Consider the following 11,070-nt stretch of genomic DNA (forward strand, 5'->3'; position numbering starts at 1 on the left):
GCGACCCTCCAGCGAATTTGCACGTTATTGCCTATGAACTTGAACTTGAAATGACTTACTGCTCATCATCGTCCATGGAACCGTCGATGCCGGTATTGGTATCGTCGTCCGAGTTGGAATCGTCGTCTTTGGCGAAGGGATTCTTGAAAAAGCCCGTAGCATCGGGCTGAAGGCCCGAGAGCTTGATCCAGGGGTTATCGAGCTCGGGTTTGGGCATGGCCTGGGCCTCGGGCGCAGTCTCGTTACCGATGAGCTCGGACTCATAGATGAACGTATCGTCTCCAAGCGCGTCATAGGCGGCAACCGGGTTACCCTCAGTATCGCGATACGGCGTGCCCTTAAACACGGCGCCGTCGTATGCCACGAGCTGACGGCCGGTCTCGTTCTCAAAGTAGTAGACGAAAATGCCCTTGAGGGCCGCGCACAGCGGAATGGCGATAACCATGCCGATGGCGCCCATAAGCGCCGAACCGATAACGAGGGCCGTCAGGCTCATGATGGGATGCACCTGGACCGAGCTTTGCATGACTTTAGGCGAAATGACGTTGTCAGTGACATTTTGCGCCACCATGGTCACGACCAAGGTCCACAAAGCCAGCATCGGGCTGAACATAAAGCCGAGCACCGTGGCGATCGCCGCACTCACCCAGGGGCCAACAACAGGAACCAAGTGCATAATGCCCGTAAAGATGGCCATGAGTGCCGCGTAGGGATGGCCAATGAGCGTAAAGCCGATAAAGGCGAGGATGCCACCGCAGATGGACGTCACGACCATGCCACGCATATAACCGCCGACCGAGCGCGAAAGAATCGCGACCATAAAGCGGTACGAGGTCTCCTTTTCCTGCCCTATGATGGTGCAGACCTCGTGGTGCATGCGGGGATAGTCGCAGGCCAGCCAATAGGCAAGCACCAGACCCAGGAAGATGACGAACAGCTGCGAGGCCGTATTGGTAATGAACGGGAATACACCGCGACCAAGCTCGGCGGCAATCTGAGACACATACTTGGACGCCACGGTAACCAGCGAAGAAAGATTATCGTCCAGATACTCTTTGAGCGGCGTGTTGTTGAGCGTCTTGGCATGCGAGACCATCTCGTTGAGATCACCGCCCGCAACACGAAGCTGCTCAGGCAGGCGACTCAGGACTTCCATGATCTGGCCAAAGAGAATCGGCGACAAGATGCAAACGACACCGACGAGCACAGCAACGACCACGATCAGCGCGATAAGCGAACCAATGCCACGGTTGACGCCGTGATGCTCGAGCCAGTTAGTAATCGGCGACATCACAAAAGCGATGATGGAACCGACAGCTAGAAACTCGATAACCGGCGCCAAGATACCCATAAGGTTAAAGATGACGGCGGCGATGACAATGCAGCCGACGACGGCCCAGATACGAAGCGTCAGAATACGGGTATCGCGCAGCGCGCGATCGGTTTGTTGGGGGTGTTCACTCATGAACGAACCATCACTCCGTCGGGGTCGATCTTGTCCTGAACCTTCTTAAGGGTACGGCGCAGCAGACGCGAGACCTGCACCTGCGAGATGCCCAGCTTCTTGGCGATCTCGATCTGGGTCATGCCCTTTACGAAACGCAGCTCGATAACCTCGCGCTCGCGCGGCGAGAAATCGCGGATGGCCTCCTCAATCACCAGGCGGTCATCGGTGAAGTCGAGCTCGTTGTCGTCGTCGGCGTAGCGGTCGAGAATTGAAGGCGCGTCGTCAGAATCGGACGCACCGGGGGCCTCGATGGGCACCGAGGTATAGGCCGAGGACGATTCCATGGCCTCCAGCACCTCGTCAACGGTCACGTCTAGGTACTCAGCGATTTCCTCCACCTTAGGCGAGCGCTGCAGCTCGTTAGTGAGCTTGTCGGTGGCCTGGTTAACCTTGGCAGAGAGCTCCTGTAGGCGACGCGGAACGCGCACACTCCAACCCTTGTCGCGGAAGTGACGCTTGATCTCACCCAGGATGGTGGGCGTGGCAAACGTGGTGAACTCAAGTCCGCGCTCGGGATCAAAGCGGTCGATAGCCTTGAGCAAACCCAGATAGCCGACCTGCATGAGGTCGTCGAGCGGCTCGCCGCGATTCTTAAATTTGTTGGCAAGAAACCTTACCAGGTTCATATGGGACATGACGAGCTGCTCGCGGGCGTCCGGATCACCGGTCTCTTTGTAGCGACGAAACAGCTCGCGGGTTTTCTCCTTGTCCCAAGCGGTCTTACCGCTCCGGGAACGTTCGGTCATATTAGATATCCGCCTTGAGATCGAGGGAAAGCGTCAGGGGCGCCGCAGTCTTTTCGTAGGAATCGCACACGCTTGCCAGAATGAGCTCGGCATATACGGCGGCCTGGTCATCCTCATCGACAGTCGCCTGGTCGCCAAAGGTGAAGGTCATGCCCACGTGAGACTCGTCGACATCGAACTTGATCGAGATAACGTCAGAATCAACGGCCGTGCAGCCAAAGATGAAGGCCTCCTCGGCAGCCATACGAATGTCCTCGATGCGATCGACGGACATGGAACAGAGCGCGCCGACATTAGCCGCCGTCATGCGCACCAAGCGTGCCAGACGCGGATCCCCGGCAACAGTCAGCGTGATAGAGCAAGTTGCTTCACTACTCATCGCAGGACTCCTCGGAGGTCTCGGCGGGCGTGTAGGTGTAATACCGGGCTACTTTAGCAGCAGGCTTCTGTGCATCATCGTCACCAGCAGCGGCATCGTCCCCGGTTTCGCCAATCAGGACACGCTCGGTCGGCTGCTCGGCTTCGGCGGCAGCGGAAAGATTATGCTCGGCCTCGACCGCGGGAGCCTTCACCTTGTTAAAGAGTTTCTGAACGGCACCGGCCGCAGAGTCGGTCACACTCGACACGGCATTGCTGGCCTCGGCCATGCTGCCCGTAACCTCGGAAATGTCGCGAACCACGGCTTCGACCTCTACGAGATTGGAGGTAAGGGCGTCGACGGCGGTCTTGCTCGACTTGAGGAGCGGCTCAACCTGCGCCAGCGCGGGGGTGAGCTCATCGACGGCGCCATCGAGCTTTGCTACCACGGGCTGAGCCTCGGCGATGGTGTTGTTAAGGTCGCTCACCGTCTTGTCGAGCGAATCAACGACAGTGCGGGTCTTTCGCAGCGTGAGCGCGAGCTCGATGACAGCCCACACGCCGGCAACGGCGAGCAGCAGCAGGGCGATTTGGATGGGACTCATACAAGCCTCCCGAAGGAATCGAAATACAGACGCTGTTCATGGTACCCCAAAGGGGACCGAACATGCCAAGAGCAGCAACGTGAGACAAAATTACCAGCAGCTACTTCGGTGCATTCCCGCTACGGTCGCGCTCGCTTTGCTCTACACGCCACTCTTCCCAGCCGCGGCCGGCAGGCTGCCAAAACGCACCGCGCTCCAGCCCCTCGGGCAAATAGCGTTGATCGACCCAGCCTTCGGGATAATCATGCGGATACTTATACACACCGTATTCGTCGCTGCCCGGGCGATGACGATCGCGTAGATAGCTCGGCACCTCGCGCAGCCCACTTGAATGAATATCGGCCAACGCCGCATCAATCGAGGCCTCACACGCGTTGGATTTTGGCGCCAAGCACACATAGAGTGCAGCCTGTGCCAGATTAATGCGACACTCGGGATAACCGATGACCTCGGCAGACTTAAACGCGGCATGGGCCACCAATAGCGCCTGTGGGTCGGCGTTGCCAACATCCTCAGAAGCCTGAATCATAATACGGCGAGCGATAAACTTAGGATCCTCCCCCGCATCGATCATGCGCGCAAGCCAATAGATCGTGGCATCGGGGTCGCTGCCGCGCATAGACTTAATAAACGCGCTGATGATGTCGTAGTGCATGTCGCCGTTTTTGTCATACGAAAAACCGCGGCGCGGATTGGCAATCTTTACGTCATCCACGGTAATGGGATAACGCTCCCCCGCCGCCGGCGCTGGCGTTCCCTCGGTATCGGGACGCGTGACGGCAATCTCGCTCGCAAGCTCGAGCGTCGTGAGTGCCGAGCGAGCGTCACCCGCAGCCAGCGTGCAGATGGTCTTAACCGTATCCTCATCGGCCGAGAACTTGCCGTTCAAACCCTGTGGCGCCTCGAGCGCACGCTCGATAAGCGTGGCGATATCCTCGTCCTTTAAATGTTCAAGTTCCACCACGCGACCGCGCGAGAGCAACGCCGAGTTGACCTCGAAGTACGGATTCTCCGTCGTGGCGCCAATCATAATGACGGTACGGTTCTCAACCGCATGCAGCAGGGCATCCTGCTGCGACTTGGAGAAGCGGTGAATCTCGTCGATGAAAAGAATGGTGCGACGGTCGTACGTATTTAGGCGCGTCTTGGCCTCGTCAATCACGCGGCGCAGGTCCTTCACAGTGCCCGTCACGGCGCTGACCTCGACAAACTCGCTCTTGGTATGGTTGGCGATAATGTGGGCCAGCGTCGTCTTGCCCGTACCGGCCGGCCCATACAGAATCACACTCGACAGCACGTCATGCTCAATCGCGGCACGCAACCACGAGCCCTTACCGACGGCCTTTTGCTGGCCCACGTACTCGTCGAGCGAATTGGGCCGCATGCGCACCGCAAGCGGCGCATTCTGAAAGGAACGCTCACGCGTCGAAGCAGAAAAAAGGTCGTCCATAGCCATCCCGTGCATCAATCAAAAACGTTTTCCATGAACAGTATACCGAATATATACGAACTACCGTTCGTTAATATAGGTACGGTGCGGAAACATCAATCCCGGGAACAGCTTGCTCGTGAGCTCGCAGAAATAACCGTCCGTCATGCTCGCAATGTAATCCACGACCGTCTGGTCCTTATCGTCCTGCCATGCATAGGTGCGATCGTAGTAGGAAAGCTGCTGCTCAATGCGAGAAATGTGGTGCTTAAAGATATACGAGGACTCGTCGCCTTCGTTTATGTCCCGCAGGCAACGGTCATAGAGCTTTTCGAAGGCCTCGCGCAGCTCCGCTTCGGAGTCGCCTTCTATGCCGCCCTTGCTATAGATCTTCTCGTAGTTCTCGCGCTTGGCCCGGCGGATCTCCTCAAACAGGTCCTCGCTCATCTCGATGCGTGGCTTGCCATAGCTGTGCTCGACGATATCGATAGAGGCATGCGTAAGGATCCAGCTGTTGTATGCACCGCCCAGGTCATCGTCAAAGGCGTCGGGTGACAGCAGGCCCGCCGCAATGGCGTCTTGGCGATCGCGCCCAACGTAGGCAAGGATATCCGAGATGCGAACCACGCAGCCCTCGAGCGTCATGGGGCGCAGGTGCTCAATTGCGCTATAACCCGTGGCAATGCATTCCTCGACGGTTCGGTCGAACTGGTTAAAGGAACCCATGTCCGAAAGCTCAAAAACACGCTGTTCGTACTCGCCGTTGTGGCACAGTACGCCATCGAGCGTCTGGAGCGACACGTTGCGGCCGTACAGCGCGTCGAGCACGCGGACCGACTGCACATTATGGAAAAAATAACGCCCCGTGCGCTCGTGATAGATATCGTTGAGGAAACGCTCACCGGCATGGCCAAAGGGCGTGTGGCCCAAGTCGTGGCCTAAGCCAATCGCCTCGATCAGATCGCAGTTGAGCCCCAGAGCACGCCCGATATCGCGAGCGATGCGCGAGACAAGCTGCACGTGCAGGCCGCGGCGCGACAGATCGTCGTTGCTGCGAAAACTGAAGACCTGCGTTTTGCCTGCATAACGTGTGTATGCTGGCAGATGCAGAATCTTTTCGATATCGCGCATAAAGGCCGGACGCATAAGCGTGCCCTCGTCTGCGGCCCGATCGACACGGCGGATGGCCTGGTCGTCACCGCATCGATAGGGATTAACGACACCCGAGGCGCGGTCGGCGGCAATGCGCTCGACCAGCTCGGGCGACAACGCCGCGGGAATGCGATCCAGGCGCGCCTTGATGGCGGCTGTCTGTTGATTGATTGCCATGGCATGCTCCTTAAAAAGGGCGCGCAAACGGTTACAGCGTACTACCCACGAACTCGATTATGGCAAATATTGGCACCAAAAACGGCAGCAAAGGCAGCGAGCGCGATTTTACGATGAGACAGGCGGCGGCAAGGGTCAGGAGCGCAACCGCAAACGCAACGACGCCGCCCAGGGGATCGAAGGTGCAAAGGGCAAAGAGCGCCTTGGCATCCCCCATGCCAACGCCAGGGGCATGGCGAAGGCGACGCCAGAGTGACTCAGTAAGCACAAGGGCAAGGTAGACGATGACCGCAAGACCGGCGTGGTCAAGCGCCATGTTAACGCCCTTGTCGAGCCAGACGCCTGCAAACGCCGCCACCGCACACGCGCCGGCAAGCTCATTGGGAAACCGCCGCTCGCGGGCATCAATCGCCGCGCCGGCAAAGATGCAAATCCAAAACGGGATATAGAACATCGAAACCCCTCAACTAAGCGCTCAAACGTAAAACCACCGCAAAGGTTCTATCCCCTTTGTGGTGGTTTTGATGGTGGTTATTTGGCGCCCTGCATGACCTCGTCGAGGGTAACACTTACGGCGTGCTGCGTCGGCACCCAGTCGACCTTCAAGAACAGCGCTGCCACCGTAATGGGGATATAGCTGAACATAAAGATCGGGAAGGTAAACAGGTTGGTTACCAGACGCCACTTTTGCGCGCAGTGAATATGCTTGTATTCAAAGATAGTCGTGAGCAGCGCCAGGATAAAGAAAGTCTGATACATCATAGCGAAGGTCATAATGAGCGAAGCGGCACACGCCTGCATCTCGACTTCGGTAGCCAAGAAACCGTGCGAAAGGCCGCCCACGATGAGGAACGTCGCATTAGCGAGCATCGAGATCAGAGAGAGCAGCATGCCCGGTGCGATCGTCATAAACATGTCGTAGGCGGCAAAGCGATGATAGCGGAAGGTCGATTTGACCAGGTGCTTACCGTACGTAAAGAACACCTGGTAGAAGCCCTTGGTCCAACGCATACGCTGTTTCCAGGATGCCTTAAACGTCACAGGCTGTTCGTCAAAGAACTCCGCCGGCGCATAGCCAATGCGAATGCCGTGAATGGCACAGAACGTGGTGAACTGAATATCCTCGGTCAGCGTGTGGAACTGCCAGCCGTGCATACCCTCGATAACGCTGGCGGAGATGAGGTAGCCCGAACCCGAAACGGCGCAAGACGTCTTACAGATGTTGCGCGCGTTGTTGAGAAAGCGCGCCTCGCGCAGGTACCACGTGGCATTAGCTGCCGAGATCCACGAGCTGCCAAAGTTCTTGGAATTGCGATAGCTCGTAACAACATGGAAGCCCTGGTCAAAAGCATCGTTCATCTTGGACACGTAATCGCGGGCGATAACGTTATCGGCATCGAAGATAAAGTAGCCTTCAAACGTATCGGGATACTCGTTAAGGATGCGGTCGAAGCCATAGTCCATGACCCAGCTCTTGCCTTTACGGGCCAAGTCATTGCGCTCATAGACGACGGCGCCCGCCTCGCGCGCGAGCTGCGCCGTGTTGTCGGTGCAGGCATCGGCGACCACGAAGACCTCGATAAGCTCGGACGGATAATCTTGGTCCTTAATGGAGCGCACGAGGTTGGCGATCACGGCCTCCTCGTTATGCGCCGCGATAAAGAAGGCATAACGATGGAGCTTCTCGGCCTTGGGAGGCGCGACCTCACCACGAAGAGCGCCGATGACAAAGAAGACCACCTGGTACAGAAAACAGACCGTAAGCAGCGTGACGACAATCTGGTTGAAGATCACGATGGGTGTGTTGGTTTGTAAAAAGGCGAGCATGCAGGCTCCCAGGAACGCGTGACGTAAACAACCGTATATCTTACCGCAGGCTTACGGAGTTCAAGAAACCACCTAATACTGGCTAGGCCTCGAGCAGACCGAGCTGAGGGACGATTTCGTTGCCAGCGGCAGTGCGGCCGAGCGAACGCGGGGCCAGATCATCCAGAACCGCCGCAAGATCCCATGGCAGCTCGTCACGGCACTCGATGTGCTCCCCCGTCACGGGATGATCGAACGCCACACGCCAGGAATGCAGGAACTGCCTGGTCAAACCCTGATCGGCACGAGCATCGCACTTGCCATAGAGTGGATCGCCCACGCAGGCGTGGTTGATATGGCGCATGTGAACGCGAATCTGATGCGTGCGGCCGGTAAACAGGTGACACTCGACAAGCGTGTAGCCGTCGTCGAAACGCGTGGAATCAAAGCGCTCAAGGACTTTAAAGGTCGTGATGGCCTGGCGCGCAAAGGGGTCATCGGAAACCGCCATCTTCACGCGGTCGCGCGTCGATCGGGCAATGCCGGTGTTGATAGTGCCCTCGTCCATGGCGATGTGCCCATGAACGAGCGTAATGTAGCGACGGTCGAGCGTGCGCGTGCGGATGAGATTTTGAAGCGCACGCTGGGTGTCGTCGTCTTTAGCCGCGAGCATAAGGCCCGAGGTATCGCGATCCAGACGATGCACGATGCCGGGGCGGTCCTCGCCCTGCACGGTGCCAAGATGGTCGATGCCGCAGTGATAGACCAGAGCATTCGCAAGGGTGCCGCTCTCATGACCATGCGCAGGATGGCACACCAGGCCGCGCTGCTTGGAGAGCACCATGAGATAGTCGTCCTCATAGCGAATGTCGAGCGGGATGGCCTCGGGGATCACGTCGGTCGGGTCATGCGGCTCGGGCAGGTCGACCGAGATGCGGTCACCGGAGCGTACGGCATACTTTTTAGATAGGCAGGTCTCGCCGTTGACGGCAACAGCGCCTCCCTCGATCAGATGCGCGCAGGCAGAGCGCGTGGGGCAGCCATCGTTGGCGCCCAGATAGGCGTCGAGACGTTGACCGGTGCAATCGTCGGCAACGAGGATATGGATGTCGGCCATTAGCGCTCATTCCTTTCGCGAATCTTGCGGGCACGCTCCCCACGCTGCTTAGCTTTACGTTTGGCGCGGGCCTCGTCACGGGCATTGAGCTCGGCGGTCGCATCGACCTCGCGAGCGGCGGGACTCAAGAACATGTATCCGATGAGCGCCAGCACGACACCGGCGGTAATGCCGATATCGGCCACGTTAAAGACGGGGAAATCAATGAAGGTAGTGGCAATAAAATCAGTCACAAAGCCCATGGCCAGGCGATCGATCGCGTTGCCGATGGCGCCGCCCGCAACCATGGCCATACCCACGACCTCTAGGCGAGCGAGCTGAGGAGCACGGAGCAAGTACACGGCAATGGCGGCAATGGCCGCAAGCGCCAGCACGGCAAACGCTATGCCATGGCCCTCGCCCATGCTAAAGGCAGCTCCGATATTGCGGACAAACACAAAATCGATCACGCCGGGGATAACAGTCATATGCAGGGTATCGCCCACGGCACGAACCGCAAGCTTGGTCAGCTGGTCAACAAGCAACACAAAGAGCGCCACCCCACCAGCAACACCTAACCGCCAACGCAAAGGCGGCGTCATATCCGCACCACGACCCAAAGAAATCCCCTACCCTCAAGAACGTCGAATTCCATTTAACGCAAATAACCATCTTATATTGCCATACGCAGAACGCACGACATATCCACCAATGCGACAAAGGGGCTGTCCCCTTGTCCCTTCACCGGGTAGTCTTTTTGGGACGGGGCTTTTTTAGCTACTCAGTCCAGCGCTTTCGAAGATTAAGTCCTTATTTGAGGTAGGGCAGCTAAAAAAGCCCCGTCCCAAAAAGACTACCGACAGACACTATGACCCAATCCGAGGGCACTAAAAAGATAGGAGCCCCCGCTCGTGACCGCGGGTCGGGGCTGCGACAATGATGTTGAAGTGCCATAGGCGCAGCCGCGCCGCAACGAGGTTGGGAGGCTCCCATGCCAAAGTATTCTACCGCGTTCGGGATGGACGTCCACCTGAGGTCGACCACCGTCTGCGCCCTCGACGCGGACACCGGCGAGGCCGTGACGAGGAGGTTCCCCGGCAACCCCTGGGGCGAGATCGCCGGGTGGATGGATGGGTTCCCCGGGCCGTCGCTCGCGGCCTACGAGAGCGGCTACCTCGGCTTCGCCCCGCAAAGGGAGCTCGCCGGGCTCGGCGTCGAGTGCGTCGTCGCCGCGGTCTCGAAGATCCCCAGGTCGGCCGCCGACTCGGCCTCCAAGAACGACAGGAACGACGCCGCCAGGATGGCCAAGGCGATACTCGCCCACGACATCTCCCCCGTATGGTCCCCCTCCCCCGAGGTCGAAGGCATCAGGGACCTCGCCGGCGCCTACGACGGGGCGACCGCGCGCCTGGCGACCGCCAAGCAGCGGCTGCTCGCCTTCCTCGCAAAGCGGGGGTTCGTCTACGGCGGCACCACGCCCGCCGGCAACCCGAGGAAGTACTGGACCTACGACTTCCTGAGGTGGCTCGACAAGGTCAGGCCGGAGGACGATGGCGGGGTTCGGACGCTCGCCGCCCTGAGGAACGAGGTCGAGGCCGCGGCGGAGGCCCGGGCGGACCTGCTCTCCGAGTACAGGGCCGCCGTGGATGCCAGCCCGATCGCCGCGGAGGTGGCCGCCCTCCAGTCGATCAAGGGCTGCGCCTTCGCGCTGGCCGCGGCCTTCTCGGCCGAGGTCGGCGACTTCACGAGGTTCCGTTCCGGAAGGCAGGTCACGGCCTATTTCGGCCTCGCGCCGAGTCAGAGGTCGAGTGGCGACTCCGTGCGGCTCGGAGGCATCAGCGGTGCGGGCAACGCGCTCGTGAGGAAGCTGGCCGTTGAGGGTTCATGGTGCTACGCCGCGGCACGGCACCAGCCGAAGCTCATGCCGAGGGACACGGGCGTGCCCCTCGAGATAAGGATGCACGGGAGGAAGGGGTCCGAGCGGCTCCTGCGGCGGCGCGAGGAGATGCTGGATTGGCAACACCTATTTGGACGATTCCGGGAGGGACAGCCCCGCCTCCCTGAACTCGACCGGCGACATGTAGCCCAGCGTCGAGTGGATCCTGAAGTTGTTGTACCAGTGCACGTAGTCCGAGAGCTTGGCCCGGAGCTCGCGCGTCGTGCCGAACGTCTCGCGGTGGACGAGCTCGGCCTTC

The 11,070-nt window shown here is 59.1% G+C and carries 11 protein-coding genes and 1 pseudogene; 1 reads left to right on the forward strand and 11 read right to left on the reverse strand.

Translation table 11 applies throughout. The features are described from left to right. Positions 1-55 precede the first annotated feature (55 nt). The 10 genes from ACTQV4_RS01535 to lspA all read right to left on the reverse strand — a co-directional run bounded on the left by ACTQV4_RS01535 (position 56) and on the right by lspA (position 9,477). Positions 56-1,465 carry an AI-2E family transporter gene (locus ACTQV4_RS01535; RefSeq protein ID WP_441537463.1) on the reverse strand — a complete coding sequence of 470 codons (1,410 nt, stop codon included), beginning with the start codon at positions 1,463-1,465 and terminating at the stop codon, positions 56-58. After that, complete coding sequence (locus tag ACTQV4_RS01540; protein WP_427717298.1) at positions 1,462-2,253, reverse strand: RNA polymerase sigma factor SigF; 792 nt, start codon at positions 2,251-2,253, stop codon at positions 1,462-1,464. Before ACTQV4_RS01540 ends, ACTQV4_RS01535 begins: the two co-directional genes overlap by 4 nt. A 1-nt stretch (position 2,254) precedes the next feature. Then, positions 2,255-2,632 carry an ATP-binding protein gene (locus ACTQV4_RS01545; RefSeq protein WP_154515503.1) on the reverse strand — a complete coding sequence of 126 codons (378 nt, stop codon included), beginning with the start codon at positions 2,630-2,632 and terminating at the stop codon, positions 2,255-2,257. After that, positions 2,625-3,215 (reverse strand): hypothetical protein, encoded by a 591-nt coding sequence (locus ACTQV4_RS01550; protein WP_441569126.1) that lies wholly within the window; start codon positions 3,213-3,215, stop codon positions 2,625-2,627. Before ACTQV4_RS01550 ends, ACTQV4_RS01545 begins: the two co-directional genes overlap by 8 nt. A 100-nt stretch (positions 3,216-3,315) precedes the next feature. Next, entirely contained in the window at positions 3,316-4,665 is a 1,350-nt protein-coding gene (locus ACTQV4_RS01555) for a replication-associated recombination protein A (RefSeq protein ID WP_118237456.1), read from the reverse strand. A 60-nt stretch (positions 4,666-4,725) separates the two neighbouring features. Continuing rightward, positions 4,726-5,973, reverse strand: coding sequence for a deoxyguanosinetriphosphate triphosphohydrolase family protein (locus ACTQV4_RS01560; protein WP_441083345.1), 1,248 nt, complete (start codon positions 5,971-5,973; stop codon positions 4,726-4,728). Positions 5,974-6,004: 31 nt separating this feature from the next. Then, positions 6,005-6,427: a prepilin peptidase gene (locus ACTQV4_RS01565; RefSeq protein WP_441535921.1), complete on the reverse strand. Its 423-nt coding sequence runs from the start codon at positions 6,425-6,427 to the stop codon at positions 6,005-6,007. Between the two features lie 77 nt (positions 6,428-6,504). Next, positions 6,505-7,800, reverse strand: coding sequence for a glycosyltransferase family 2 protein (locus ACTQV4_RS01570; protein ID WP_441569128.1), 1,296 nt, complete (start codon positions 7,798-7,800; stop codon positions 6,505-6,507). Positions 7,801-7,882: 82 nt separating this feature from the next. Further along, complete coding sequence (locus ACTQV4_RS01575; protein ID WP_441569130.1) at positions 7,883-8,896, reverse strand: RluA family pseudouridine synthase; 1,014 nt, start codon at positions 8,894-8,896, stop codon at positions 7,883-7,885. After that, complete coding sequence (lspA, locus tag ACTQV4_RS01580) at positions 8,896-9,477, reverse strand: signal peptidase II (RefSeq protein ID WP_427717279.1); 582 nt, start codon at positions 9,475-9,477, stop codon at positions 8,896-8,898. Before lspA ends, ACTQV4_RS01575 begins: the two co-directional genes overlap by 1 nt. Positions 9,478-9,893: 416 nt before the next feature. Here lspA and ACTQV4_RS01585 point away from each other — a divergent pair. After that, positions 9,894-10,733 (forward strand): annotated as a pseudogene (locus ACTQV4_RS01585) (IS110 family transposase); the annotation flags it as partial. 165 nt (positions 10,734-10,898) lie between these two features. Here the strand turns inward: ACTQV4_RS01585 and ACTQV4_RS01590 are convergent. Continuing rightward, positions 10,899-11,070 (reverse strand): IS3 family transposase (locus ACTQV4_RS01590; protein ID WP_441569141.1); only part of this gene is annotated, 172 nt, incomplete at its 5' end.

It is taken from the genome of Collinsella sp. LCP19S3_B11 (assembly GCF_052121915.1).
Taxonomy (GTDB): Bacteria; Actinomycetota; Coriobacteriia; order Coriobacteriales; family Coriobacteriaceae; genus Collinsella.